General features: G+C 58.1%; 25 protein-coding genes and 3 pseudogenes. 9 read left to right on the forward strand and 19 right to left on the reverse strand.

Features of this window, described 5'->3' with window-relative positions:
• Nucleotides 1-172: 172 nt before the first annotated feature.
• Nucleotides 173-739: a hypothetical protein gene (locus QFW87_RS22845; protein ID WP_283188943.1), complete on the forward strand. Its 567-nt coding sequence runs from the start codon at nt 173-175 to the stop codon at nt 737-739.
• A 47-nt stretch (nt 740-786) separates the two neighbouring features.
• Here the strand turns inward: QFW87_RS22845 and QFW87_RS22850 are convergent, their stop codons facing one another.
• The gene (locus tag QFW87_RS22850; RefSeq protein WP_283182085.1) at nt 787-2,118 is read right to left on the reverse strand and encodes an IS4 family transposase; all 1,332 of its coding nucleotides are present in this window, start codon (nt 2,116-2,118) and stop codon (nt 787-789) included.
• Nucleotides 2,119-2,374: 256 nt separating this feature from the next.
• On the opposite strand from QFW87_RS22850, the gene QFW87_RS22855 reads away from it, so the two are divergent.
• Complete coding sequence (locus QFW87_RS22855; RefSeq protein WP_283188944.1) at nt 2,375-2,869, forward strand: hypothetical protein; 495 nt, start codon at nt 2,375-2,377, stop codon at nt 2,867-2,869.
• A 65-nt stretch (nt 2,870-2,934) separates the two neighbouring features.
• On the opposite strand, the gene QFW87_RS22860 is transcribed toward QFW87_RS22855, so the two are convergent.
• Nucleotides 2,935-4,254: a PAS domain-containing methyl-accepting chemotaxis protein gene (locus QFW87_RS22860; protein WP_283188945.1), complete on the reverse strand. Its 1,320-nt coding sequence runs from the start codon at nt 4,252-4,254 to the stop codon at nt 2,935-2,937.
• Nucleotides 4,255-4,671: 417 nt separating this feature from the next.
• Nucleotides 4,672-5,544 carry a LysR family transcriptional regulator gene (locus QFW87_RS22865; protein WP_283188946.1) on the reverse strand — a complete coding sequence of 291 codons (873 nt, stop codon included), beginning with the start codon at nt 5,542-5,544 and terminating at the stop codon, nt 4,672-4,674.
• Between the two features lie 99 nt (nt 5,545-5,643).
• Here QFW87_RS22865 and gstA point away from each other — a divergent pair, with 99 nt between their 5' ends.
• Complete coding sequence (gene gstA / locus QFW87_RS22870) at nt 5,644-6,246, forward strand: glutathione transferase GstA (protein WP_283188947.1); 603 nt, start codon at nt 5,644-5,646, stop codon at nt 6,244-6,246.
• A gap of 118 nt (nt 6,247-6,364) precedes the next feature.
• Here the strand turns inward: gstA and QFW87_RS22875 are convergent.
• The 3 pseudogenes from QFW87_RS22875 to QFW87_RS22885 form a co-directional block, all read right to left on the reverse strand.
• Nucleotides 6,365-6,511, reverse strand: a pseudogene (locus QFW87_RS22875) (ABC transporter substrate-binding protein); the annotation flags it as partial.
• A gap of 225 nt (nt 6,512-6,736) precedes the next feature.
• Nucleotides 6,737-7,331: pseudogene (locus tag QFW87_RS22880) on the reverse strand (PhnD/SsuA/transferrin family substrate-binding protein); the annotation flags it as partial.
• A pseudogene (locus QFW87_RS22885) lies at nt 7,320-8,165 on the reverse strand (fatty acid desaturase); the annotation flags it as partial. The pseudogenes QFW87_RS22885 and QFW87_RS22880, both read right to left, overlap by 12 nt.
• Before the next feature lie 348 nt (nt 8,166-8,513).
• On the opposite strand from QFW87_RS22885, the gene QFW87_RS22890 reads away from it, so the two are divergent.
• Nucleotides 8,514-8,930 (forward strand): GNAT family N-acetyltransferase, encoded by a 417-nt coding sequence (locus tag QFW87_RS22890; protein ID WP_283188948.1) that lies wholly within the window; start codon nt 8,514-8,516, stop codon nt 8,928-8,930.
• Between the two features lie 12 nt (nt 8,931-8,942).
• On the opposite strand, the gene def is transcribed toward QFW87_RS22890, so the two are convergent.
• The 3 genes from def to QFW87_RS22905 form a co-directional block, all read right to left on the reverse strand.
• Nucleotides 8,943-9,482: a peptide deformylase gene (def, locus tag QFW87_RS22895; protein ID WP_283181401.1), complete on the reverse strand. Its 540-nt coding sequence runs from the start codon at nt 9,480-9,482 to the stop codon at nt 8,943-8,945.
• Nucleotides 9,479-10,435 (reverse strand): YihY/virulence factor BrkB family protein, encoded by a 957-nt coding sequence (locus QFW87_RS22900; protein ID WP_283188949.1) that lies wholly within the window; start codon nt 10,433-10,435, stop codon nt 9,479-9,481. The genes def and QFW87_RS22900 overlap by 4 nt, the downstream gene beginning before the upstream one ends.
• 170 nt (nt 10,436-10,605) lie before the next feature.
• Nucleotides 10,606-10,797: a CsbD family protein gene (locus QFW87_RS22905; protein ID WP_283181403.1), complete on the reverse strand. Its 192-nt coding sequence runs from the start codon at nt 10,795-10,797 to the stop codon at nt 10,606-10,608.
• 200 nt (nt 10,798-10,997) lie between these two features.
• Between QFW87_RS22905 and QFW87_RS22910 the strand changes: the two genes are divergently transcribed.
• Complete coding sequence (locus QFW87_RS22910; RefSeq protein WP_033056806.1) at nt 10,998-11,375, forward strand: hypothetical protein; 378 nt, start codon at nt 10,998-11,000, stop codon at nt 11,373-11,375.
• A gap of 61 nt (nt 11,376-11,436) precedes the next feature.
• On the opposite strand, the gene fadD1 is transcribed toward QFW87_RS22910, so the two are convergent.
• Nucleotides 11,437-13,137: a long-chain-fatty-acid--CoA ligase FadD1 gene (gene fadD1, locus QFW87_RS22915; RefSeq protein WP_283188950.1), complete on the reverse strand. Its 1,701-nt coding sequence runs from the start codon at nt 13,135-13,137 to the stop codon at nt 11,437-11,439.
• A 347-nt stretch (nt 13,138-13,484) separates the two neighbouring features.
• On the reverse strand, nt 13,485-15,173 hold the full coding sequence (gene fadD2, locus QFW87_RS22920; protein WP_283181405.1) for a long-chain-fatty-acid--CoA ligase FadD2: 1,689 nt from the start codon (nt 15,171-15,173) through the stop codon (nt 13,485-13,487).
• 228 nt (nt 15,174-15,401) lie between these two features.
• Here fadD2 and QFW87_RS22925 point away from each other — a divergent pair, with 228 nt between their 5' ends.
• Both QFW87_RS22925 and QFW87_RS22930 read left to right on the forward strand, forming a co-directional pair.
• Entirely contained in the window at nt 15,402-16,346 is a 945-nt protein-coding gene (locus QFW87_RS22925; protein WP_283188951.1) for an alpha/beta hydrolase, read from the forward strand.
• 41 nt (nt 16,347-16,387) lie between these two features.
• Nucleotides 16,388-16,858 (forward strand): MaoC family dehydratase, encoded by a 471-nt coding sequence (locus QFW87_RS22930; protein ID WP_046049496.1) that lies wholly within the window; start codon nt 16,388-16,390, stop codon nt 16,856-16,858.
• 55 nt (nt 16,859-16,913) lie between these two features.
• Here QFW87_RS22930 and QFW87_RS22935 read toward each other — a convergent pair whose 3' ends face one another.
• The 4 genes from QFW87_RS22935 to QFW87_RS22950 all read right to left on the reverse strand — a co-directional run bounded on the left by QFW87_RS22935 (nt 16,914) and on the right by QFW87_RS22950 (nt 20,594).
• On the reverse strand, nt 16,914-17,777 hold the full coding sequence (locus QFW87_RS22935) for an HlyD family secretion protein (protein WP_283188952.1): 864 nt from the start codon (nt 17,775-17,777) through the stop codon (nt 16,914-16,916).
• 10 nt (nt 17,778-17,787) lie between these two features.
• Nucleotides 17,788-17,994 (reverse strand): DUF1656 domain-containing protein, encoded by a 207-nt coding sequence (locus tag QFW87_RS22940; protein ID WP_008151119.1) that lies wholly within the window; start codon nt 17,992-17,994, stop codon nt 17,788-17,790.
• Nucleotides 17,981-19,969: an FUSC family protein gene (locus tag QFW87_RS22945; protein ID WP_283188953.1), complete on the reverse strand. Its 1,989-nt coding sequence runs from the start codon at nt 19,967-19,969 to the stop codon at nt 17,981-17,983. Before QFW87_RS22945 ends, QFW87_RS22940 begins: the two co-directional genes overlap by 14 nt.
• A 157-nt stretch (nt 19,970-20,126) precedes the next feature.
• Entirely contained in the window at nt 20,127-20,594 is a 468-nt protein-coding gene (locus QFW87_RS22950; RefSeq protein ID WP_283181410.1) for a PA2169 family four-helix-bundle protein, read from the reverse strand.
• A gap of 203 nt (nt 20,595-20,797) precedes the next feature.
• Here QFW87_RS22950 and QFW87_RS22955 point away from each other — a divergent pair, with 203 nt between their 5' ends.
• Both QFW87_RS22955 and QFW87_RS22960 read left to right on the forward strand, forming a co-directional pair.
• On the forward strand, nt 20,798-21,034 hold the full coding sequence (locus QFW87_RS22955) for a DUF3820 family protein (RefSeq protein ID WP_007949456.1): 237 nt from the start codon (nt 20,798-20,800) through the stop codon (nt 21,032-21,034).
• A 36-nt stretch (nt 21,035-21,070) separates the two neighbouring features.
• Nucleotides 21,071-22,252, forward strand: coding sequence for an aminotransferase class V-fold PLP-dependent enzyme (locus tag QFW87_RS22960; RefSeq protein ID WP_283181411.1), 1,182 nt, complete (start codon nt 21,071-21,073; stop codon nt 22,250-22,252).
• A gap of 2 nt (nt 22,253-22,254) precedes the next feature.
• On the opposite strand, the gene QFW87_RS22965 is transcribed toward QFW87_RS22960, so the two are convergent.
• The 4 genes from QFW87_RS22965 to zwf all read right to left on the reverse strand — a co-directional run bounded on the left by QFW87_RS22965 (nt 22,255) and on the right by zwf (nt 26,051).
• The gene (locus QFW87_RS22965; protein ID WP_283181412.1) at nt 22,255-22,980 is read right to left on the reverse strand and encodes an intradiol ring-cleavage dioxygenase; all 726 of its coding nucleotides are present in this window, start codon (nt 22,978-22,980) and stop codon (nt 22,255-22,257) included.
• A 218-nt stretch (nt 22,981-23,198) separates the two neighbouring features.
• On the reverse strand, nt 23,199-23,864 hold the full coding sequence (locus QFW87_RS22970; protein WP_008151112.1) for a bifunctional 4-hydroxy-2-oxoglutarate aldolase/2-dehydro-3-deoxy-phosphogluconate aldolase: 666 nt from the start codon (nt 23,862-23,864) through the stop codon (nt 23,199-23,201).
• Between the two features lie 17 nt (nt 23,865-23,881).
• Nucleotides 23,882-24,595: a 6-phosphogluconolactonase gene (gene pgl / locus QFW87_RS22975; RefSeq protein ID WP_283188954.1), complete on the reverse strand. Its 714-nt coding sequence runs from the start codon at nt 24,593-24,595 to the stop codon at nt 23,882-23,884.
• Nucleotides 24,582-26,051 carry a glucose-6-phosphate dehydrogenase gene (zwf, locus tag QFW87_RS22980; RefSeq protein ID WP_134417595.1) on the reverse strand — a complete coding sequence of 490 codons (1,470 nt, stop codon included), beginning with the start codon at nt 26,049-26,051 and terminating at the stop codon, nt 24,582-24,584. The genes pgl and zwf overlap by 14 nt, the downstream gene beginning before the upstream one ends.
• Nucleotides 26,052-26,140 lie beyond the last annotated feature (89 nt).

Below are 26,140 nucleotides of genomic sequence, written 5' to 3' on the forward strand. Positions count from 1 at the left end.
GCTGACCCACCGTGCGGTCGACCTCTGCCGCCCGGCGGCAAAGATTGACCTCAATTCCTCGTCACTTGCTGAGCTGCAAATATTCAACTAGTTGTTTTTATTAATATTTTTTCACCAGGCACACTATTTGCTGAAAGCACTGCACCGCAAATACCTACAAGGTCTATTCATCATGTTGGTCAGTGCAAAACAAAACCTGGTGGCGCCCCTCCCCAAGCGTCCCGGCGACGAACCGAACTCGGACGCCGCCGCCGGACTTCAGGGCGGCCTGCAAGCCGCCATGACGCAAGCCCTGCAAAACAATGTGCAGGCGCAAACCGCGCAGACCACTAAGCAGGTCCAGGACTCCGCCACCCAAATCGCCACGCAACAGGTCAGCGAAGCGACCCGGATCAGCGACAACGTCGATGAGGCGTTCGCCAAAACCCGCGTGGCCCTGCAAGCCTCTGTCCCGGACGATAGCAAAACCAAGTCCACCGACAGCGCGGCCATGACCGACTTCAAGGACTACATGAGCAAAACGCCGGAACAGCGGCTGCGCGACAGCATCCTGAAAGAGCTGGGCATTACCGAAGATCAATTGAAAGCCATGCCGCCGGAGCAACAACTGGCCATTGGCAAACAGATCGCCGAGCGCATCCAGGACAAGATGAAGATGGCGCAGGCCGACAAAGAAAACGGCGCCACTGAAAAGGCTAATGACCCGCAAGTGGTCGATAAGTTTCTCGCTTCGCTTTAACGCGACCGATACACCCAAAAAAGGGTCCCTTCTCGGGATAATGCCAGTCAGTTAAGCTGACTGGCATTTTTCTTTCTGATCGGATATTTCGGTGATTTGAGCCTTATGGCGCGGGGATAAATGCGCTCTTCCCGTCGATGCGGCAGAACATAATGCGGGGCAGAGGCGTGCAGCTCGGCCAGATATTTGGGGATGTTCCCGGAACGGTCGGCCGAAACGCTGTTGATAAACCCTAAAATTGCCCAAGTACACGCGGCAAAGCTCATTTCGCACGGGTAAATACCTGGACAGTGGCGGCTCATTTCCACCATCTGGTAGCGCAGCAGGTTGTAGCCCAGCAACACACCCCACAGTTCCTGCTCGATCATCTCGGGCGTCTTGCTACGCAATGTATAGCTGCTGTTGAGCAGCGTCTGTTTCATCTCGCGAAACCCTAATTCGATCTCCCATCGCTGGCTGTACAGGTCGACGATTTCGTCGGACGGGAAGCGTAGCGGATCGGCCATCGACGTCAGGATCTGACAAACCTTGCCCTTGACGGTTTTGCTCAGCAATCGCGCGGTCAGGCGCTCCGGCAGCCCCGGCCATTGCGTGCGGGCCTGCGGCGAAGTGCTCAACGAGACCACAGCGTCCTGGCGCCCCAAGCGCTGAATCACTTCGTACTGCGCACCTTTGCGCAGAGGCATCAGCCAATGTCGCTCGATGCCTGCTTGCTGCCACTGATGCAGCAAACCCAAGGAGTAAAAACCGCGATCGAACAGCGTCAGCGAGTGATCGGGCGTGGTTTCGATCAGTTGCTCCGCCAGTTTCATTTCGTTGCTGCGATAGCCATCCAACGCGCTGCCGATCAGCATGTGGCTGGTCAACTCCATTTGGCAGACCATGCGCACCTGGGGGAAACCGGTGTCGCCATGCTGGTTGCTGGCGGAATCGTAGCGCGCCCGATTTTCGGGTGTATCGGGCGTTCGCCATACGACACCGTCGACCCCCAGCAAACGCAAGCCTGCCCAAGTTGGGTGATCCACGGCCTCATGCCAACTTTTCTGAGTCAGATGGAAGACTTGTCGTACAGCCTCGCAGCCCAATCTCTGACGGGCTTGAACCACAGCGCTGGGTGCCACCAATGGACGTTGGCCCGGCAGCATGATGTTCATGCGACTGACCACATCCCAGGCCGACATGCGTCGAAAGAAGGCCATGGAGATCACGCACCAGAGCATCATTTCCAGTGGCAAACGCCGCTTGCGCAGGGTCGCCACGCCGGCCTGTTCAAGTGCCTGCTCGACCAAAGATGGATCGAGTAAAGAATCCAGTCCCTCGATTGAGTTAGGGGTGGAGGCGATATTGTGGGTCAGTTCCAGGGCCCGAGCGAGACGCATAAAAAAATCCGATGCCAGTACAGGCATCGGATTTTGATTTCTTGCGGCCAAAGGTCAAGCGAGAGGGCTTAACTGATCGGCATTAGCCTTCTCGGGACCCTTTTCTTTTTTGGTTCGATGACCGCTCATCGGCTTTACCTGACTAAAGCCTCTTACCTGTCAATTGTGACAGTAGACAGTCGTGAGGGACGGGTAAATCATGAACGTGTTGCGGCAATCATTACTCGCACTAACGATCAAGAGAATGGAGACTGATATGTCTATAAATGCACCCGCTACGACCACACTTTCACTGGACGACAACGCAACCAGTCAATGCGAATCAGCGACTGTGACGTCAACCCAGTCACCACAAAATTTTCGCGGAACCTGCACCGCAAAATTCATGAAGGATGGTAACGAAGTGGCGCCAGCCTTTGATGGCTCGCGCTTTCAACTTGATTACGGCTCGTTCTTTCCGAAAACGATCAAACACATTTACATCGACGACACCATCGATACCGGCCGCGGTTTTGTTTTCGACATCAGCCCTGCGCGCGGAGATGGTACTTATCCAATCCCCCTGACCAATAGCAATACTAACTTCCGTTATTACGTAGGTTTCAATGTCGATGAGGGAGAAATAATTATTAACGTCGACAACGGCAATTGCAGCGGCACATTTAGCCTCACGGTTACTGGCAACCCAAGCGGGGGCGGCGATGAAACTTTGAATATTGTAGAAGGGAGATTCGAAATCATAGATATTTGATTCGCCTTAGACTGCCCCTCTAAAGCGTGAGCTTCCCGAGGCCGAGGGGCAAATCTCACGGGCAGTCAGTTAATTTGCAACGTCGAATTAAACTGACTGATCGCATCCACGACATGCCGCGACCCTTGCTGAATCTCCAGGATCACCTCCCCCGCTTCGTTCGCCAGTTCCACGCCTAACCCGGTGCGACTCAAACTCGATTGCATGCTCGACACCGCGCTCAACGACAAGTCATGGTTCCTGCGCACCACTTCGACAATCTCCAGCGTCGCCTGACTGGTGCGTGCAGCCAGGCTGCGAACCTCGTCGGCGACCACCGCAAACCCGCGTCCATGCTCCCCGGCCCGGGCCGCTTCGATGGCGGCGTTGAGTGCCAGCAGGTTGGTTTGATCGGCAATGCCACGAATGGTCTGGACGATGGTGCCGATGATGTCGGACTGTTTGCTGACGGCATCAATGCTCAGCGCCGCTTCGTTCAAGTCTTTGGAAATGTCCTGGATGATCTGCACCGTTTGCTGCACCACCTGGGAGCCTTTCTGCGCGCAGGCGTCGTTTTGTACCGAAGTGCTGTGGGCCGATTCCGCGGCGGTTTGCAGGGTGGTGACTTGCTGGGTGATGTCGCTGGCGAACTTGACCACTTTGTACAACCGCCCCTTGGTGTCGAACAGCGGGTTGTAGGAGGCCTCCAGGAAAACCGTATGACCGTGCTTATCTTTGCGCTCGAAACGGTGCGTGTGATATTCGCCGCGATTGAGCGAGGCCCAAAACGCTTTGTAGGCCTGAGATTCAGCGTCGGCACGATGACAGAACAGGCTATGGTGCTGGCCAACCACTTCGTTGAGCGAGTAATGCATCGTCTTCAAGAAGTTGTCGTTGGCGGTGATGACCTTGCCATCCGGGGTGAATTCGATCACGGCCATGGAGCGACCGATCGCCGCGAGCATGCTCTCGTTTTCGTGTTCCTTGTAGGTCCTGGCTGAGATGTCAGTGGCGACTTTGATCACACTCCGAACCTGACGATCAGCGCCGAACACCGGCATATAGCTGGCTTCGAGCCAGATCTCCTTGCCGCTCCTGTTCAAGCGTAAAAAGGTCCCGCTAATCGGTTCGCCACGGGCCAGGTCACGCCACAACTTGGCGTAGGCTTCGCTTCGATAAAACGCTTCTTCGCAAAAGATCCGGTGATGCTTACCGCGCACTTCTTCAGCGCTGTAACCCATGGCACTGCAAAAGTTGTCGTTGGCATCGAGCACGATCCCTTCGGGGGTGAACTCAATCATTGCCATCGAGCGACTGACCGCGGCCAACTTCGCGTTAGCCTCGGTCAGCGCGCAACTGAATCGTTCGATTTCCAGCAGGTCGGTCTTGTGACGTCGGTTAAACATAGTCGTATCACCTTCAGCGCGGTCTTTTGTTTGATGAAAGTACTTTGGTCTTTCAACAGCTCCACCACTACGTTCCAAGGAACAGGCACACGCATCCCTCCACAGGAAGGACTTGATCAGGTGATCAATGATGTTTAATCGGAGAGTCCATGCCGCAACGCTCTTATCAAGACATCCTTCTCTTGATAGCCCGGAATCGGGCCAACCCTAACGTTCTGATAAGACATTCCATTGACCGGACAGCTCCGTGTTGTTCAGCGTCGGTGCCTTGGGTTGCGCACACTTTTAACCTGTATGACGGCCTTCTCATGGCGGTCGACATAGTTAGTTAGGAGTCAGCATAGACAGGCGAGGCAGGTAAGCAAGGCCACTAGTCGGCCAGTATTGAGGACAAAATCGGTTCAGCATCGGTATGAGTCATTTCTCGGCAAGCAGACTCATCAGCGCCTGCACCGCCGCCGAGGGCGGCTTGTTCGCAGCGGCCACCAAGGCAAACTCTCGATCGATACGCGGTTTGACCGGCACCACGCGCAGCCCCTGAAGTTGGCTCGGCAGTGTCATCTCCGGCACCAGCGTCACGCCGATGTTTTCCCGCACCAGGGTGAACGCACTGCTCCATTCACGGACCTCGACCCGCACATCAAGCAGTTGCAGTCCGGCATCCCCCGCCAGGCTGCGAGCGTTGGTCGAACAACCGCCCGTGGCCAGTACAAAAGGTTGCTCCGCCAACTCAGCCAGGGAGACGCCCTCTTCATGCGAACGACGAGCCAAGGGATGGCCGCCAGGCACCACCGCCATCCAGGCATCACGTCCCAAGCGACCGGCATTGCGCTCAGTTGCCGGGTTCAACACCACGCCGACATCCACCAGCCCGGCGCCGAGTAGTGTTTCCACTTCATCGTCGCTGACCTCCAGCGCGACCACCTGAATGCCGGGATAAAGCCGATTGAACTGACGCAGCAGCGGCGGCAGGAAAGTCGCCAACACCATGGGAAAACTGGCCAGGCGAATCGTCCCGCGCTGAATGTCTTTGGTGGAATCGACAGTACTGCGAATGGTTTCCAGAGCACCGAGCATGGTTCTCGCGTGTTCGATCACAGACAGGCCGATTGCCGTCGGCAAAGTCTGGCGATTCTCTCGACTGAACAGTTGAACGCCCAGGGTTTCTTCAATCAACGCCAAGGCCTGGCTGGCACCGGACTGGGTCATGCCGACCCGCTCGGCAGCCCGGGTAATGTTGCCCGTGTCAGCCACCGCCACCACCATTCGCCAGTGCATCAGATTCATCATGGCAGTAGCTTTCCTTATGGCGGTTTTCTGAAAGATTAATTTTACCGAGGGTGCCGCGCACTATGACACTGGCGCAAATCCCCAGCCAGAGCCCTGCCGATGAAGTTGTATTACGCACCACACGCCTGCTCGCTGGCGCCGCATATCGTCCTGCGTGAACTGGATCTGCCGTTCGAATTGATCCGCGTCGACAACACCACCAAGCGAACCGCCAGCGGCAAGGACTTCCTCGCCATCAACCCCAAGGGTTACGTCGCGGCATTGCAACTGGACAATGGCCAAGTGCTGACCGAAGGCCCGGCGATCCTGCAATACCTGGCAGACCTGCGCCCCGAAGCGAACCTGGCACCCTTGAGCGGGACATTCGAGCGGGTGCGGTTGCAGGAATGGCTGAATTTCGTTTCGACCGAGATTCATGGCGGGCTGGGCTGGCTGTTCAGTTCGCAGTTCCCGGATGAGGTCAAAGCGCTGATCAAGGAGAAACTGTTCAAGCGGTTTGCGGTGTTGTGTCAGACGCTGGAGCGCCAGGACTATTTGATGGCTGACGGGTTCAGCATTGCCGATGCGTATTTGTTTACGGTGTTGCGCTGGTCGCACCTGTTTGCCATCAATTTGAATGAGTGGCCGGCGTTGGCGCGGTTTCAGGCGCGGGTTGATCAGCGGCCAGCCGTGAAGGCAGCGTTGGCGGCGGAGATGGCGTAGGGCATTAGATCAATCGCGGGCAAGCCTTGCTCCTACAGGATTCAGGTCGTTCGCTCTGTAGGAGCAAAGCTTGCCCGCGATAGCAATCTATTGATCGCTACAAAACATCAGACAGAAATCACAAACTCCCACTGACCTTGGTCGCCACTTCCCCCGGCACCCACGCCTTCCACACCTGCGGCTCATCGCGCAAAAACGCTTCTGCCACCTGACGCGGTTGCAGGCGCTTTTCCCTCAGTTGGCCGAGCGTCTGGTTCAGCAGATTGAAGGCTCCAAGGGTTAGGGGTCGCTGAATGTCCGGTGATCCGGTGACGCGATCCTAGCAAGGAGCCTTATTCTTTAATAAAATTCAAAAAGCATTTTTATATTCAATTTTAGAATTAAACATCAAAAGATCGCAGCCTCGCTTCGCTCGACAGCTGCTACAGATTTACACCGATTTCCTGTAGCAGCTGTCGAGTGAAACGAGGCTGCGATCTTTTCACACCGCCTACCGTAATCGCCCAAACCCCAACGCCTCAGCCTCTTGCTGATAGTCGAGAATGATTTGATAGTCGCTTTCGCTGGCCGGCAATACCTCTTGCAGACCGAGGATTTCGCTGACTTCGGGCAATTCCTGCAACGTCGTGTTCATCACCTGCCGCAGCGCCTCGGCCTGTTCATCGGTGACGGTCGCGGCGGTGATAAACGGTAAGGTCGGACTGAATGCACTTCGCGCGATGACCCGCAGGCCGGCCACTTCTTCTTCGGCGTGCCGCGCCAGATAGGCAAAGGTGACGCTGTCGATGGCCGCCAGGTTCGCTGTTTCTTCACGCAACCCGCGCAGGCTTTCGCGGTGGCTGCCGCTGATACCGACACTGGCGAAGAACTGCCCCTCTCGCTGCAACAGCGCCAGTCGGTGACGCAACAGGTTCATGCCGCTGTTGGAGTCTTCGCCATTGATCACCCCGGGACTGTCGCGAAAGGCCGGCAAGCTGCGCCGTCAGCAGCAAGTACGGGGACAGCCAGAGGTCCATCAGCGAAAGGCCCTCGGCGTTGCGGCGGGTGGCACCCAGTCGCTCGAGCATTCGCGTCAGCCATTGCTCGCGACGCGCGCGGTAGGCGCGGGGCAAGTCGTACCAGGGCAGCCCTGGCAAATCGTGATGCACCAAATGCAGATTGAGGTTGAGAAACAGCCAGCGCCACGGCCAGGCGGCTTCATTGATGACCGTCCTTTGCTCGGGCTCGGCGCGGGGACGGTGTTCATAGTAGGAGCGAATCATCGCAATCGATAGCGCCGGCACGCTGATCAGCAACAGGTAATGCCACACCGGCAGCACGCTGTAGTGGGCCATAAACAGCAACATCAGCAGGGTCAACGTGCCGTGGGTCAGCCATATAAACCAGGCCTGCCGCTCACCTGCTTTTAGACGTTGCAGCTCTTCCCGGGCCAGCGCCAGCAAGGCCAGCGGTGCGCCGAGGACGAAGCGTCCGAGTACGGTTTTGTTCAGCCAGTGCAGACTCTGTTTGAACAGTGAACTGCCCTGCCACTGCTCGGCGCTCAGGTAACGGCTTTCCGGATCGCGCCCCGGTAGAGTCAGGTCTTCGTCGCGGTGATGCAGCAAATGGCTGTCGCGATACAGGGTGTAGGGATACCAGACGGCGAACGGCGCGTAGCCGAGAATCTTGTTCAGCGATGCCCAGCGGGTGGGGTGACCGTGTAGCAATTCGTGCTGCACCGACAACCAGAGCACCACCAGCGGAATCAGCAACAATGTGCTCCACCAGAGCCCCAGCCGATAGCTCCCCAAAACAATGCTGAACCAACCAGCGTACACGCCGACCAGCAACATCCAGGTCGGCCACTCGGTGCGAGCGGTCAGGCGTTGGCGCAGGGTTTCGATTTCTTCACGGTGGGCGGTATCGAAGTAATGGGGCATGGCGTTGCTCAGATCGGGGACCAATCCCCTTCTGTGCAATGGCGCAGGGAAATCTTGCAGATTATTTTAAGGATCGTTCCCACGTCGAGGCGTCGAACCGTCTGCGTGGGAACGATCATTTACCAGCGGCGGGATCAATGCCCGAACACATCCACCTTCTTGGCCTTCTTGTCCGCGCGCTTTTCATCGGCGGTTTTTGCCGGTTTTTTCTTTGCCGCTTTTTTTGAATCCATGCCTTTGGCCATGATACGTACTCCACTCATACGGGATGTGAGCTCAGGTATACACCTATCCCCGCGCTCGCGTTCTTTTATAATCGCCCGCTTTGCGCACCGACAGTCGAAGACCATGCCCAACACCCAGTACACCTTGCTCGCCGAGCCTTTGTGGCCCTTGATGAACAAGTTTTATCGCGCTCACCAATCGTCGATGAAAGCCGTCCGCGACGCTCAACTCTGGGTGGCCAGGCGCGAGGAGATCATTGGCGCGCTGTGTTTGCGACCGGTGGCGGACGGGCATTGGCTGACGGGTTTGTTTGTCGATCCGGCCTGCCGTGAACAGGGCATCGCTGCGGCGTTGATCGCCAAGGCGCTCAAGGATCTTGAAGGCCCGGTGTGGCTGTTTTGTCATCCAGACTTGCGCGGGTTTTATGAACGTCGTGGTTTTACCTTCGACCCGCCACTGCCCTACTCCATGGCCGAACGCCTGAGCCGTTATGCGCGGAGCAAACCGATGATCGCCATGGGTTTGGAAGCCTCTGGATGATTCAGGAAGGCGTCAGTCGTCGGCGTTCGGATCGAGATCCGGGAACATTACTTCGGTAAACCCGAATTTGCTGAAGTCACTGATGCGCGAGGGGTATAACCGGCCGATCAGGTGATCGCATTCATGCTGCACAACCCGCGCATGGAAGCCTTCGGCAACGCGCACGATCGGATTGCCCTTGGGGTCGAAACCTTCGTACCGAATGTGCTGATAGCGATCCACCGCGCCGCGCAGACCGGGCACCGACAGGCAGCCTTCGAAACCCTCTTCCAGCGTCGGGCTCAACGGCGTGATCAGCGGGTTGATCAGAATCGTCTGCGGCACGGCTTCGGCGTCCGGGTAGCGTTCGCTGTGCTCGAAACCGAAGATCACCAGTTGCAGGTCGATGCCGATCTGCGGTGCGGCCAGGCCGACCCCGCCGACGCTTTCCATGGTCTGGAACATGTCGTCGATCAGTTGCCACAGCTCGGGGCTGTCGAACATTTCGGCGGGCACCGGCGGGGCGATGCGCAGCAGGCGCTCGTCGCCCATTTTCAGAATTTCACGGATCATTTGATGACTTCGTCAGTGGTCGGCTTGATCGAGTGATCCCGACCCAGCCCGGAAACGTGTTGTTTGGGTTCGTGATCGAGCTCGCCGGGGACTTTTTCGCCATCATTCTTGCCTTCGGTCGACATGTGCTCGATCACCGCATTCATCTCTGCGCCGAGCAACAGCACTGCGGCGGAAATGTAGAAGTACAGCAACAGCACGATGATCGCGCCGATACTGCCATACATGGCGTTGTAGTTGGCGAACATCTTGACGTACAGGCCGAAACCCAGCGACGCAATGATCCACACCACCACCGCCAGCACCGAGCCCGGGGTGATGAAGCGAAACTCTTGTTTGACGTCGGGCATGACGTAATAAATCAGCGCCACCGCCATCATCAACAGAATCACGACCACCGGCCAGCGCACGATGGTCCAGAGGGTCACGATGAAGTCCTCAAGGCCGACTTGCGAGGCGATCCAGCCCATCACCTGCGGCCCGAGCACCATCAGCGCGGCGGCGACCAGCAGCATGCCGGCGATGCCAACGGTGTAGATAATCGACAGCGGAAAACGCTTCCACGCCGGCCGACCTTCGACTACGTCGTAGGCGGCGTTCATCGCGCTCATCATCAGCCGCACACCGGCGGACGCGGTCCACAGGGCAATCACGATACCGACCGACAGCAAGCCACCCTTGGATTGCTGGAGCTGGTCGATGACCGGGTTCACCTGTTCCAGCGCCTGGGGCGGCAGGACCAGTTCCGATTGCAGGCGCAGCCAGGAGAAGAAGTCCGGCAGGTGCAGGAAACCGATCAGGGCGATCAGGAACAGAATGAAGGGGAAAAGCGAGAACAGCATCTGATAGGCCAACGCCGAGGCATAGGTAGACATCTCGTCGTCGACGAACTCGGTGATCGTGCGCACCATCACACGGTGCAGGCGCAGACCTTTCATGTGTGGGAAAAACATTAGCGTCTCCTTTCGCCGCAAATTTGCTCGAAGTCTGGCGACTCAGGGGCCGTTTTCTACATCAAAGTAGCCTACTTGGCGAGTTTGAAACAATTTCCGTGCGCAAGTTCAGGCTGACACAAAAACGGCCATCCGTGGATGGCCGTTCATGTTGCTCATCAAAGGCCGAATCAAGCCTTGTCGACGCCTTTCTTGATCGCGTCCTTGGCCTTGCCGACCGCTTGCTGGGCTTCGCCTTTCTTTTCCTGCACGACCCCTTCGGCACGCATTTTGTCGCTACCGGTGGCCTTGCCGACGCCTTGCTTGACGTTGCCGGCGGCTTCGTTGGCCATGCCTTTTACTTTATCGCCAGTGCTGCTCATGGTGTTTCTCCTGTGAACAATTCAACGGGGAAAGTTGTTACACAAAGATTGACCGGAGGCGTTTGCGCGGAGTTTCATTTATTTTCACCGCAACATTTCATCGTTCAGTGCAGGTTGGGCTTTATGTTTGCCGACCAACCCCCGAGAATGCGCAACGTATTCAGGCCATGGCGCTGAAGATCCAATCCCGTAGGAATGTTATGAAACTCGATAAAAAGCAGGCCATTGCCCGCAGAAACCAGGAACTTGGCGGTGCTGTGCTTGGCGTCAACAACTGCCATTTCACTGAATTGAACCGCAACCGCAACATCTGGTGGTTCGATATTCCGGTCGCGCGCCTGGCCATTGGTCAGTACGAGTGGGTTCACCTGTTGATGCACACCCCGGATACCGACGAACTGCTGCACCTGAAAGTGCCGACGGTATTCCTTCGGGAGAAGCTCGAAGGCCTGGTGGTGCGCAACGAAGGCAAGCGTAAAGCAGCCTTGAGCCTGGAACTGAGCGCCGACAAGGACTCGTACCTTCAGGACATGCGACCGGCGGGTACCAACGTCAATTTCGCGCAGTTCCGCCTCTGAATAGAGCGTGGGAACGATCGGTCAGGCAAACAAAGCCCCGCATCTGCGGGGCTTTTGTTTGTTACGCGCTTACCTTTTTGACGCCGAGCTTCTTCAGCTCTTCGTCGCGCAACTCGCGGCGCAGGATCTTGCCGACGTTGGTGGTCGGCAGCGCATCGCGGAATTCCACGGCTTTCGGCACTTTGTATCCGGTGACGTTGGCGCGCATGTGCTCCATCACCTGTTCCTTGGTCAGTGTCACGCCCGGTTTGGCGACGATGAAGATCTTGATCGCCTCGCCCGACTTCTCGTCCGGCACGCCGATGGCTGCGCATTGCAGCACGCCCGGCAGGGTCGCGAGCACGTCTTCCAGTTCGTTCGGGTACACGTTGAAACCGGAGACCAGAATCATGTCTTTCTTGCGATCGACGATGCGCATGTAACCGTCAGGCTGGATCAGCGCGATGTCACCGGTCTTCAACCAGCCTTCGCTGTCGAGGATTTCATCGGTGGCGTCCTGACGCTGCCAGTAGCCCTTCATCACTTGCGGACCTTTCACACACAGCTCGCCGATTTCGCCTAACGGCTGTTCAACGCCGGCATCGTCGATGACTTTGCACAGGGTCGACGGAACCGGAATACCGATGGTGCCGATCTGGATGTGCTGAATCGGGTTCACAGTGGCCACCGGACTGGTTTCGGTCATGCCGTAACCTTCACAGATGGCGCAACCGGTGACCGCTTTCCAGCGCTCGGCCGCGGCCAGTTGCAGGGCCATGCCACCGGACAGGGTGACTTTCAGCGCCGAGAAGTCCAGTTTGCGGAAGCCTTCGTTGTTGCACAGGGCGACAAACAGCGTGTTCAGCCCAACAAAACCGCTGAACTTCCACTTCGACAGTTCCTTGACCATCGCCGTCAAATCGCGCGGGTTGCTGATCAGGATGTTGTGGTTGCCGATCAGCATCATCGCCATGCAATGAAAGGTGAAGGCATAGATGTGGTACAGCGGCAGCGGCGTGATCAGGACCTCGCAACCTTCATTGAGGTTAGAACCCATCAGTGCCTTGCACTGCAGCATGTTCGCCACCAGGTTGCGATGGGTCAGCATCGCGCCCTTGGCCACGCCGGTGGTGCCGCCGGTGTATTGCAGCACGGCAACGTCGCCGCTGGCCGGGTTGGCTTCAGCGACTGGCTGGCCGTGGCCCTTGCTCAGTACGTCGTTGAACTTGATGGCCTTGGGCAAGTGATACGCCGGGACCATCTTCTTCACGTACTTGATGACGCTGTTGACCAACAGGCGCTTGAGCGGCGGCAGCAGGTCGGCCACTTCGGTGACGATCACGTGCTTGACGCCGGTTTTCGGCACGACGAGCTGGGCCAGGTGCGCCATGTTGGCCAGGCAGACCAGGGCTTTGGCACCGGAGTCGTTGAATTGGTGTTCCATTTCCCGCGCGGTGTACAGCGGGTTGGTGTTGACCACGATCAGCCCGGCGCGGATGGCACCGAAGACGGCGACCGGGTACTGCAACACGTTGGGCAGCTGCACGGCGATTCGATCGCCCGGCTGCAAGTCGGTATGCTGTTGCAGGTAAGCGGCAAAGGCACCGGACAATTCGTACAGTTCACCGTAGGTGATTGTCTTGCCCAGGTTGCTGAATGCCGGTTTGTCGGCAAAGCGTTGGCAGGACTGCTTCAACACTGCCTGAATATTCGGATACTCGTCTGGATTGATGTCGGCAGCAATCCCGGCAGGGTACTTATCCTTCCAAAAGTCTTCGATCATGGAAGCCCACTCCTCAGCAACGCGAATTCATCACCGCATTTGATGCGATTATTATTGGTGTATGTTTTTTATTGGTATCTGTTTGTTGGTGAGTCTGGCTTTTTATATAGGCCGAGAAGTCACAAAGCGCGCCGAGAGTAGCAGCTTTGCCAGAGGCCGACTAGAGCCAAAAACAGCCTCTACAGTCACATTCGTGACTCAAGACCAAGCAATGGTCTTTTTTAGAGCAAAAATTCTATACAGACATTAAACGCTCTAGAACAGGCCTTACAGCCAAACCTCGAAGACAAAAAAAGGGGCGCCCATAATTGACCGCCCCTTTTTGATGCTGCGTCGCTAACAATTCATTACGCGATATCACGCAACTCCCGCCGCAATATCTTGCCCACCGGCGTCATCGGCAACGACTCACGCAAGACAATGTGCTTGGGCACTTTGTACGCCGTGAAGTTTTCCTTGCAGTAGGCCTTCAGCTCTTCAAGGCTGACACCCGTTTCACGGGCCACCACAAACAGCTTCACCGCTTCCCCCGAACGCTCGTCCGGCACACCGATCACCGCACAGTTGGCGACTTTCGGGTGAGCCATGACCACATCTTCGATCTCGTTCGGGTACACGTTGAAACCCGAGACGATGATCATGTCTTTCTTGCGATCGACGATGCGCACAAAACCGTCCGGGTCGATCACCGCGATGTCACCGGACTTGAACCAGCCTTCGGCATCCAGCACTTCGGCGGTGGCTTCGGGTTTCTGCCAGTAGCCCTTCATGATCTGCGGGCCCTTGATGCACAGTTCGCCGCGCTCGCCCAGAGGTTGCTCGACGCCTTCATCGTTGATGACCTTCAGCGTGGTGCCCGGCACCGGCAGGCCGACCGTGCCGAGCCGCGACTTGTCGCCGTACGGGTTGGTGCAGGCCACCGGCGAGGTTTCGGTCAGGCCGTAACCTTCGGTGATGCGACAACCGGTGAGCTGTTCCCAACGCTCGGCCGTGGCCTTGACCAGCGCGGTGCCGCCAGAGTTGGTGAGTTTCAGGCTGGAGAAATCCAGGGTCTTGAAATCAGGGTGATCCATCAGCGCGACGAAAAGCGTGTTGAGTCCCAAAAGGGCCGAGAACCGCCAATTCTTCAGCTCCTTGATGAAACCGCCGATGTCCCGCGGATTGGTAATCAGCACGTTGTGGTTGCCCGACACCATCATGCACATGCAATTCGCGGTGAACGCATAGATGTGGTACAGCGGCAGCGGCGCGACCATGACCTCTTGCCCCTCGCGCAACAGCGGCTGGCCGTCATTGCCGAACTGCTCCAGGCATGCCCGCACTTGCTGCATATTGGCCACCAGATTGCCGTGGGTCAGCATCGCGCCTTTGGCCAGGCCGGTAGTGCCGCCGGTGTATTGCAGCACGGCGATGTCGTCGAGACTGGCGTTCAGCGGCTTGATGCCCAGGCCCCGGCCCAGACGCAGCGCGCTCTTGAAGGAAGTCGCCTGCGGCAAGGAGTACGCCGGGACCATCTTCTTGACCTTGCTCACCAGGGTATTGACCAGCCAGCCTTTGGCGGTGGGCATCAGGTCGCCCATTTTCGCTTCGATCAGGTACTGGATGTCGGTGTCGGGCAGCACTTCCTGGACTTTCTGCCCGAACATGTTCAGGTACACCAGCGCCCGGGCACCGGAGTCCTTGAACTGATGACGCATCTCCCGCGCGGTGTACAGCGGGTTGGTGTTGACCACAATCAGCCCGGCGCGCAGGGCACCGAACACGGCAATCGGGTACTGCAGGACGTTGGGCATCTGCACCGCAATGCGATCCCCGGGCACCAGGTCGGTGTGGGCTTGCAGGTAACCGGCGAACGCTGCGCTGTGGCGTTCCAGTTCGGCGTAGGTCAGGGTTACGCCCATGTTGCTGAATGCCGGGCGGTCAGCAAATTTCTTGCAGGAACGCTCGAACACCTCGATTACCGACTTATAGGCCCCTTGATCGATGTCCAGGGGCACGCCGGCCGGGCGTTTGTCATTCCAGAAATCAGGTTGCATTGTTCTTGTCCTCTTTACCTGAACCTATCCGGGGCCGCTTTTCTGTCCTTCTTCAAAACAAAGAGCGAAAAAGCGGGGCTCTACGGACACTAGCAGCTATGGCGAATCAGGCAAATATGCCAACAGGCGTCATTGACCGTGTGAATCTTGCAGCAGCGGCGTGACCTGATCAGACGGCACGCCATGGATGCGCTATACAATGCAACGACCAAGCGCAAAGGAACCGCCATGATCCACGACACTTTCTGGCTGAACGCGAGTGACCGCAGCCGCCTCTTCGTCAACCAGTGGCTGCCCGCCGCGCCTTTAAAAGCAGTGATTCTGCTGGCCCATGGCATGGCGGAACACAGTGGCCGCTACGCCCGTCTGGCGGAAAAACTCTGTGATCAGGGCTACGGTGTGTATGCGCCGGACCTGCGTGGACATGGCAAAACTGCCGAAAACGGGACACTGGGCCATTTCTCCGACGATGACGGTTGGTGCAAGGTGGTCGGCGACCTGGCGAGCCTCAACCAGCACATCGGCCAACAACATCCGGGAATGCCGATTGTGTTGCTCGGTCACAGCATGGGCAGCTACATCGCCCAGGCTTATCTGCTGCACCACAGCGCCAGCCTGCACGGGGCCGTTCTCAGCGGGTCGAACTTCCAACCGGTGGCGCTCTATCGCGCGGCGCGGCAGATTGCGCGGTTAGAACGTTTGCGCCAGGGCCCGAAGGGTCGCAGCGCGCTGATCGAATGGCTGTCGTTCGGTTCGTTCAACAAGAAATTCAAACCGGTACGCACGCGGTTCGACTGGCTCAGCCGCGACCCGGCGGAGGTCGACCTGTACGCCAACGACCCGCTCTGCGGCTTTCGCTGCACCAATCAGCTGTGGATCGATTTACTCGGTGGGTTGCAGCAAATCAGCAAAGCGTCCAATCTCGCTCAGATTGATCCGGGCCTGCCGTTGCTGATCATTGGCGGTGAATGTGATCCGGTGAGCGAAGGCAAGCGTCTGAAAGATCTGGCCCATGCGCTGCGCGCTGCCGGCAGCCAAAGCCTGCAACTAACCGTTTACCCGCAGGCACGGCATGAACTGTTCAACGAGAGCAACCGCGATGAAGTGATCAATGACGTGTTGAGCTGGATCGCCCAGGCGCTGAGCCACCGTCGGCCACCCAGATCGGAATAGTTTTTTTTGAATTTATTTATTCGTGACAGGAATTGAAACAGATGACCCAGGTTACCAACACCCCTTACGAGGCCCTTGAAGTCGGCCAGACCGCCAGCTACAGCAAGACGGTCGAAGAGCGCGACATTCAGTTGTTTGCCGCGATGTCCGGCGACCACAACCCGGTGCACCTGGACGCTGAATTCGCCGCTGGCACCATGTTCAAGGAGCGCATTGCTCACGGCATGTTCAGCGGTGCGCTGATCAGCGCTGCCGTTGCCTGCGAGTTACCTGGGCCGGGGACTATTTATATCGGTCAGCAAATGAGCTTTCAGAAGCCGGTGAAAATTGGCGACACGCTGACCGTGCGTCTGGAGATTCTCGAGAAGCTGCCGAAGTTTCGTGTGCGGATTGCCACTCGCGTGTTTAACCAGCGCGATGAATTGGTGGTCGATGGCGAGGCGGAGATTCTGGCGCCGCGCAAGCAACAGACCGTGACGTTGCCTAAGCTGCCGGCAATCAGCATCGGCTGATACCTGACACTGATCGTTCCCACGTCGAGGCGTCGAACCGTCCGCGTGGGAACGATCATTGTGAACCCTCCTGCACCTGCACACTCGCCGTCATCCCCGAACTCAAATTCATCCCTTCCGGCAACTGATCAATCTTGATCCTTACCGGAATCCGCTGCGCCAACCTCACCCAGTTAAACGTCGGCTCCACCTCCGCCAGCAACTGCCCATCCGGCGTGGTATTGCGATCGGTAATCCCGCGACTGATGCTTTCCACATGCCCCTGCAACGCCTCCCCCGCGCTCATCAACCAGATCTTCACCGGATCGCCAACACGAATCCGTGGCAGCTTGGTTTCCTCGAAATACGCCTGCACATAGAAAGTCGAATCGTCGATCAACGCCATCACCGATTGCCCGGCATTCACGTAGTTGCCTTCAGCCAGGCGCAGGTTGGTGATGTGACCATTGCGCGGCGCATGGACCTGACTGCGCGCGAGGTTGAGTTCCGCAACCTTGGCTTCGGCCTGGGCTTCACGCAGTTCGCCACGGGCGACTCCGGCGTTGATTTGCGCATTCTCCCGCAGTTCGGCGCTGATGGCCTGCGGACCGAGGGCAGCGCGGCGGCTGGCTTCATGTTCACGCAGATTGAGCTGCTGCTGACGGGTCTGCACCACCGCCTGGGCTTTCTCCAGCGCCGCTACGAAACGGTCACGATCAATGCTCAGCAATAAATCGCCAGCCTTGACCTGCTGGTTATCAAAAGCCTTGAGCTCACGCACCCAACCCGAGACGTCCGGCGCGATCACCACCACGTCAGCGCGGATCCGCGCGTCCCGAGTCCAAGGCGTGAGCATGTAGTACTGCCACAAATGGAAGCCGGCAAATATCGCCGCCGCCACCAGGCACAAGGTCACCGCGACACGTATCGATGTACGCATTTTCAACTCCTTATAAAGGTCCGAGGACGACGGTGATCAAGGTCAATACACAGACGTACAAGGCGCAATCAAACAATGCTTCGTGCCAGATCCAGCGGCCCACCGGCGTCAGGCGCAAAAGCATGCGCAAGGCACCAGTGACGAGCAGCGCCAGCAGCACATAAATCAGAAACGGACTGAGCAGCACGCCACCCACCGACCACTCACGCAAGCCCATGGCTTTGCTCCTGTTGACGGCACCAGGCGCGCCAGCTGCTTTGCAATTGCAGCACCGCACCTTGAGCCAGTTTCACCGCATCGCTGGGGGGCAATGCGTACAAGGTCTTCAAGAATTCTTCGCTCGGCTGCGCCAACGCCTCGGCGCGATTGCCGGTCGGGCCTTGCTCGAGGATTTTTTCCAGCTGTTCGAGATAACGCCGCTGAGGCGCACTGACCGGTGCCTGCGCCACCGCCAGACTCAAACGCAAATGCAGCAATTCGTCGCCGATGTCCAGGCCGAGCAAACCATCGTCCCAGCGACTGCGCGCCGGTTCCGGCAACTCGGGGTAGTGTCGCGCCAATTGCAGCAAGCGGTCGGCCATGCGCCCGCCAAACCAGCTTTCGGCACCGCGCAGATTGCGCCGGGTCAGGCGCACCAGATCGTCGAGGGTCGCCGCCAGCAAACGTCGGCCATGCCACGTCGGGTTGCGCAGGATCAACAAATGGAACGCCAGCACTGCGGCGCCGACACCGACCACGATGGATTGAGCGCTGTTGAAGAACGCCGCGACATCAAATTTCATCACATTGAGCGGCGAGACCAGCACGATGAAGTGCAGACAAAATGAGGTGGCCGTCGCACCGATCTGCGGTTTGGCCATGCCTAGTGCGCCGAGGAACAACGGCACGCCCATGCCCATGCACAGCAATGCAAAACCACTCCATTGTGGCAGCAGAATCTGCCCGACGATAAACGCAGCCGGAATTGCCAGGAAGATCCCGCGCATAAAACTCATGCCGATCTGAGCGCCGTTCTCGCGGCTGGCGAACAAACTACACACCACGCACGTCAACAGCAGCGCGCCGGAGGCAGCGGGCCAGGCGGTCGCCAACCAGAAGCACGAGACCACCAGAAACGCCAGGGCACTGCGGGTACCGAACATCAGCGCCAATGACAGGTCACGGTGTGGTGTCAGGGTTCTCGGTGGATCGACCGTTTCCTTGCCCTCCTCAACGGCGTTCAACGCGGCGCTGGCCGCCATGGCGGTATCGAGCAACAAGGTGAAACGGGCCAGGCAGTAACTCTGTGCGGAGCTGATGTGCGGGTCGTGGGAAGCGTCGAGCAACCTTGGACGCAGCGCTTGCAGGGTCGCGGTATCCGGGCTGTTGAGCGCCTCTTGAACCTCGGTCATCCAGGGCAACAGCTGCTCGGCTTCCTGGGGTTCCAATTGCTTCCACTGGCGGCGTACCGAACGGGCGATGCGCAGCAGCATCAACAGCTTCTGGCTCAAGCCGCTGATCGCGCGTGCTCGTTGGCGCCCCAGGCTTCCTTCAAACCAGGCATGCTCGCGCTGGGCATCGACGGCGACGATTTTCCCGAGGATTTCCAGCAAGCCTTTACGCGCTTGACCATCACCGGCCAGGGTCGCACGCGCGGCGTTCATGCCGCTTTGCCACGCTGCTCGCGCCTGATCCGCCAATTGCCGTTCAACCCGCATCGGCCAGAGCAGCGCACTGGCGGCGGTGGCGCAAAGAATGCCCAGGGAGATTTCCGTGCAGCGAGCCACGGCTTGATCGAACACGGTCAAAGGATGGGTGATGGCCGGCAGCGCGATGATCGCCACCGTATAACCCGCCAGCACGAACGAATAGGACCAGGCGCTGCGCAGCAAGGTCGAACTCGCCGTACACAACCCCAGCCACAACGCCAAGGCCAACAAAAACAGCCAAGGCGTCTGGGCAAACAACCCCATGAACACCACTGACATGATCGTCCCGACCAAAGTCCCCAACAGCCGCGCCAGGCCCTTCTGCACCACCATCCCCGACAAGGGCTGGGCGACGATGAACGCCGTCATCAGCGCCCATGCCGGTTGCTCCAGGCCCCAGCGTAATGCCAGCCACAGCGCCAGGCCGCCACCGATCAAGGTCTTGATTGCGAACTGTAAGGCGCGGCGGTCAGGCGCAAACAAAGCCTGCAGGGTGATAGGCACGTAATGGACTCTTGGAAAGACGATTTAACGATAGTCGGGATCGGTTCAGTCACTTGATAAACAAATTATTAGCTAGCTAACTAACATCCGTCCAGTGCTAATTCCCGGACACAAAAAAACGCCAGACTGGCTGGCGTTTTTGACAGACAACGAACGCTTACGAGCGTGCGCGAGCCTGGTTACGCAGGGCTTTTACCTGATCGTGATTGCGTTGCACGCCGTGGTACTGACGTTCAACCAGGTCACGAATGCCCACCAGGTTGTATTTGTTGATTTTTTCGATGGCTTCTTTATAAGCCTTGAGTGCATGGTCTTCACCCCGTTCTGCTTCGTTCAGTACGGCCTCTTCATCCTTGCCGGTGAACATCGCTTTCACGTCGACCCAGCGACGGTGCAGGTCACCGCTGACACTGGTAGAGGTTTCCGGATCGCCACCCATGGAACGTACAGCGGCCTGCAATTCAGAAGCAGCCTTGGCGCAGTCAGCCGAGCGCTGTACGAAAATGGCTTTGAGTTCCGGGTGTTTGATGTCTTCAGCGCAAGTCTTGAACCCTTCCTGACCGTCTTTACTGGTTTCAATCAGGTCGTTGAGTACAGAGATGGCTTCTTTATTCATGTCGGTCATTTTCAATTCCTCGCGGGTTGATGAAAGATGCAATAGGTGTTGCATCCTGCATGCCAGCTTTGAACTGATGAGTTATTCCTTATATTTCAATTACTTATCGATTAACAAGAAAACTGTATCCGCTTTATTTGCATGATCTGTCATTTGGCCTGCATGCAGAATGCCTGTATTTTCCAGACTGTTTGAATCAAGACGACTGATTGATGAACCCTGAAAAGCTCGAACTGTTGATTACCCGTGAAATGCCCTTTGGCAAATACAAGGGTCGGATCATTGCCGACCTCCCCGGCCAATACCTGAACTGGTTCGCTCGGGAAGGTTTCCCCCATGGCGAACTCGGCGGCTTGTTGGCTTTGATGCAGGAAATCGATCACAACGGCCTGTCGGAGCTGCTCGAACCCCTGCGCGCCAAACATGGCAAACCCGCCCCTCGCCATTGACCCGACACCCAGACCTGGCCCCTGATTGAGTAAACCATGCCCGATAACACCCGCCGCGCCCGTGACGAAGCCTTCTGGCGAACCTTTGCCGACCGATACGCGGTTGAACCCGGCCCGGTCAACCTTGAAAACGGGTACTTCGGGCGCATGTCGCGCACGGTGGTCGAGGAGTATCAGCGCAACATCGAACTGATCAATCGCAGCAACTCGGTGCACGTGCGGCAACGCTTCGAACAGGGCGAAAGCCTGGAGATTCGCAAACAGCTCGCCGAGCTGATGGGCGTAGCCGCTGACACTGTCGCCCTCACCCGCAACGCTTCGGACGGTCTGCAATCGCTGATTCGCAACTACAACCGTCTGAGGTCGGGCGATCAGGTGCTGATGTGTGATCTGGAGTACGACACGGTCAAAGGTGCCATGCGCTGGCTGGCACGTCATCGCGGCGTCGAGGTGATCGAGATCGAACACTCGCACCCCGCCAGTTTCGACAGTTTGCTGGCCACTTACCGCGAAGCCTTCGTGCGTTATCCGCGACTCAAATTGATGGCCCTGACCCACGTCACCCACCGCTCCGGGCTGGTAATGCCGGTGCAGGCCATTGCTGCAGACGCCAGGGAACATGGCATCGACGTGATCCTTGATGGTGCCCACGCGCTCGGCCAGCTCGAGTTCAATCTCGATAAACTGGGCATCGCCTTTGCTGGCTATAACCTGCACAAATGGATCGGTGCACCGCTGACTCTGGGCTTCATTTACATCGCCCCCGAGCGCCTGGCCGACATCGACCCGGACATGGACGAGATGCATTTCCCGGTCACCGACATTCGCGCCCGCACGCCGTACAGCACGCCCAACATCCCGGCGCTGCTGACCCTGCCGCTGGTGTTCGAGGAACATCGGGCCATGGGTGGCTCCGCCGCCAAGGGCGCTCGGCTCAATTACCTGCGCAACCGCTGGGTGAGCGCGGTACGCGAGTTGCCGGGGATTGAAGTCATGACTCCGGACGACCCGCGACTGTATTGCGGCATCACTTCGATGCGCTTTACCCGGCATGCCGATCAACAGGCGATGGTCGAGCGGCTGCTCAAGGACTACAACCTGTTTACCGTGGCGCGCAGTGGTGCCGCGAGTGGTCCGTGCATTCGCATAACCCCGGGGCTTACCACGACGGGTGCAGACATGGATTTGCTGGCACGGGCGTTGACCGAACTGCGCTGACGTCACACGGTGTGTTTGTCGAAGTCCTCGGGCTTGATCTGCGTCGATACCGCGAAGGTGTCGATGCCGATGGTCGTGTGCCCGAAGTAGCCGTCTTTATTCGAGTCTCGACTCAGGGTGTGAACGTTCAAGGTCGAAGCTTCGCCGCCCATGTTTTCATAGAAAAAATCTTGATCGTTGGTCAGGGGCGAAACGGATCGACCGCGGTACTCCCTGGCGTTGAGTACCGAGCGCGAGGCCACCTCAGGAAAATAGAGCTGACCGACCCAGGCAACATGCCGCTCTTCCAGGTAGTTGTTGCCTTCCATAATGCGTACCACGACGTGAATGTGCAGGGCACGGCCGGCGTAGAATCCCGGATAGATCGTGGTAAACCGCACGATGCCGTTCTTGTCCGTAAATTGCCCGCCACGCAGGTAAGTGTCGTCGTCGGTTCGCGGGATCGAACCGATGTCATCGACTTCGACTTCCTTGTCCGGATTGACCTTGCTCCAACCCGAATACGCCCCGCGTGCGTTGCAATGCCAGATATCCACTAACGCGTCAGTCACCGGTTGCCCGGTCATGGCATCGACGATCGTCAGCCTCAGCACCAAAGGGATGCCATCCATCCCTTCGCTGATGTTTCGTCTGATCAATTTCGGATTTCGGAAATAAGGACCGGCGATCTGTTCGGGTGAAAGCAGGTAAACCGCTGGTGCGGGTGAAACCGGAGTGTTGTCGTCCATAACGTTCTCTCTTCCATAAGATGAACGCAGGTTAACGCTGGCCGAGTAGCGAGATGCGGTAACTATGTATCGCATGATGTCGATCTGTAGCAGCTGCCGAAGGCTGCTACAAAGGTGCGTCGGCAGTCGGATTTTCTTTGGGCAAAAAAAAACGGTGCACCGACCAAGCGCACCGTAAAGCCGTAGAACACCCAACGAAGTGTTTGGTAAAAAGCCGATCAGTCCAGCAGCGCCAATGCCTCGGCAGTGCATTCCTGAATGCGGGCCCAGTCGCCGTTCTTGATCCACTCGGGATCAAGCATCCAGCTACCGCCCACGCACATCACGTTTTTCAACGCCATGTAGCTCTTGATATTGGCCGGGCTGACGCCGCCAGTCGGGCAGAATTTCACTTCGCCGAACGGGCCGCCGAGGGCCTTGATGGCCGCAACGCCGCCGCTGACTTCCGCCGGGAACAGCTTGAAGCGGCGATATCCCAGGCCATAGCCTTCCATGATGCCGGAGGCGTTGCTGATGCCTGGCAACAGCGGAATCGGGCTGTTGACGCTGGCTTCCAGCAGGTCACGGGTGATGCCCGGCGTGACGATGAACTGCGAACCGGCTGCTTCGGCAGCCGCCAGCATGTTGCGATCCAGCACAGTACCGGCACCGGTCACCAGTTCCGGGCGTTGCTCGCGCAGAATCTGGATAGCCTTGAGGCCGAACTGTGAACGCAGGGTCACTTCCAGGGCTGTCAGGCCACCGGCCGCGAGGGCGTCGGCCAGCGGCAGGATGTCCTGCTCGCGAGCGATGGTGATCACCGGCAGGATCCGCGCCTTGGCGCAAAGGCTGTCGATCAGGGCAACTTTGTCCGCCATGGAAACGGTCGGGGATGGGGTTGTCATAGCGGCTGTTCCTAGGCTCATGGGCACCAGTAAATCTCTAACGTAGGTTGCAGAAACGCGCGAATCGGCATGGCGGCGACATCGTCACCGGCCAATGCGGCACTCAGGGTGGTCAGCTTGGACTGACCGGAAATCGATAGAACGGTGGTCTTGGCTGAGGCCAGAAGCGCGCGACTCATGGTCAGGCGCTGATGCGGCACGGTCGGCGCCAGCATCGGCCAGCAGCGACGGCTGCCGTCGATTTTCAAGGCATCGGCCAGGTTCGGGCTGTTGGGGAACAGCGAGGCGGTGTGACCGTCGTCGCCCATGCCGAGTATCAACACGTCGATCGACGGTAATTCCGCAAGCAGGCGATCGGCCTGTTCGGCCGCCAGATCAAGGTTGGCAGTGGCGCTGTACAGACTCAGGAACTGAGCCTTGGCCGCCGGACCTTGCAACAGGTAACGCTTTAGCAGACCGGCATTGCTGTCGACATGCTCTACCGGCACCCAGCGCTCGTCGGCCAGGGTGACGACAACCTTGGACCAGTCCAGCGTCTGCTTGGCCAGGTGCTGGAAAAACGCCACCGGGCTGCGTCCACCGGAAACCACCAAGGTCGCGGTGCTGCGCGCGTCGATCGCGTCACTCAGTTGCTTGGCCACATTCAGCGCCAGGCCTTCGGCCAGCAGCACCGGGCTTTTGAACGCATGGGCGCTGACGCCCTGAGGCAGTTTCAATTCAGATATCGCCATACCACGACCTCCCATCCCGCGTGATCAATGCAATGGAGCTCATCGGCCCCCAGGACCCGGCCGCGTACGGCTTGGGCGCATCACCGGATTTTTTCCACCCGGCGATCAACTGGTCACACCACTTCCACGCGGCTTCGATTTCATCTTTACGGACAAACAGGTTCTGATTGCCGCGCATCACTTCCAGCAACAACCGCTCGTAGGCATCGGGAATCCGTGCGCTGCGATAAGTGTCGGAAAAATTCAGCTGCAACGGACCGCTGCGCAGCTGCATGCCCTTGTCCAGGCCTTGTTCTTTGGTCATCACGCGCAAGGAAATGCCTTCGTCCGGTTGCAGGCGGATAATCAGCTTGTTGCTGATTTGCAGGCGCTGCTCGGGGGCGAAGATGTAGTGGGACGGTTCCTTGAAGTGGATGACGATCTGCGACAGCTTCTGCGGCATGCGCTTGCCGGTACGCAGGTAAAACGGCACGCCGGCCCAACGCCAGTTGCGGATATCGGCACGCAGCGCAACGAAGGTTTCGGTGTCGCTCTGGGTGTTGGAATTTGGCTCTTCCAGGTAACCGGGGACCGATTTGCCTTCGCTGTAACCGGCGATGTACTGACCGCGCACCACCTGAGTGGTCAGGCCTTCCGGGCTGATCGGCGCCAGCGCCTTGAGCACTTTGACTTTCTCGTCACGAATGCTGTCGGCGGACAGGTCGGCCGGCGGGTCCATGGCGATCAGGCAGAGCAGTTGCAGGAGGTGATTCTGGATCATGTCCCGCAGCTGTCCGGCCTTGTCGAAGTAACCCCAGCGACCTTCGATCCCGACCTTCTCGGCCACGGTGATTTCCACGTGGGAGATATAATTCTGGTTCCACTGGGTTTCGAACAGGCTGTTGGCGAAACGCAGGGCGATCAGGTTCTGGACGGTTTCTTTGCCCAGGTAGTGGTCGATGCGGTAGGTGCGGTTCTCCGGGAAGAACTGCGCCACGGCGTCGTTCACCTTGCGCGAGGATTCCAGGTCCGAACCAATGGGTTTTTCCAGCACCACGCGAGTGTTTTCGGTCAGACCGACTTTCGCCAGGTTCTCGCAGATCGCGCCGTAAACGGCGGCCGGTGTCGCGAAGTAGGCAATCACCCGCTGGGCGCTGCCGGCCATTTCGGCCAGGGCGACGTAATCGTCAGCCTTGAGGAAGTCGACGTGCAGGTAACTCAGGCGGGCCAGAAAGCGTTCGACCACGGCTTCGTCCAGCTCTTTGGCGACGACGTAGCGGCGCAGCTCGGAGGCGATGAACGCCAAATGCTGCTGCTCGCTGCCAGGCTCACGGGCCAGCGCGATAATTCGCGTGTCCTCGTGCAACAGGCCTGCGCCATCGAGCTGATAAAGGGCAGGAAACAGCTTGCGCAGGGCCAGATCGCCGAGGGCGCCGAACAAGGCAAAGGTGCACGGTTCAACCGTAATCGAAGGCATGATGTTTGTTCTTTTATCAAGTTAAGCTACAAATACCTTTTTTCAAGGCATCACTCAAGCGAAAATGTAGTAATAACCACAACATTTTC

Origin of the sequence: Pseudomonas sp. PMCC200344, from assembly GCF_030053095.1 — a bacterium.
In the GTDB taxonomy this organism is placed as follows: domain Bacteria; phylum Pseudomonadota; class Gammaproteobacteria; order Pseudomonadales; family Pseudomonadaceae; genus Aquipseudomonas; species Aquipseudomonas svalbardensis.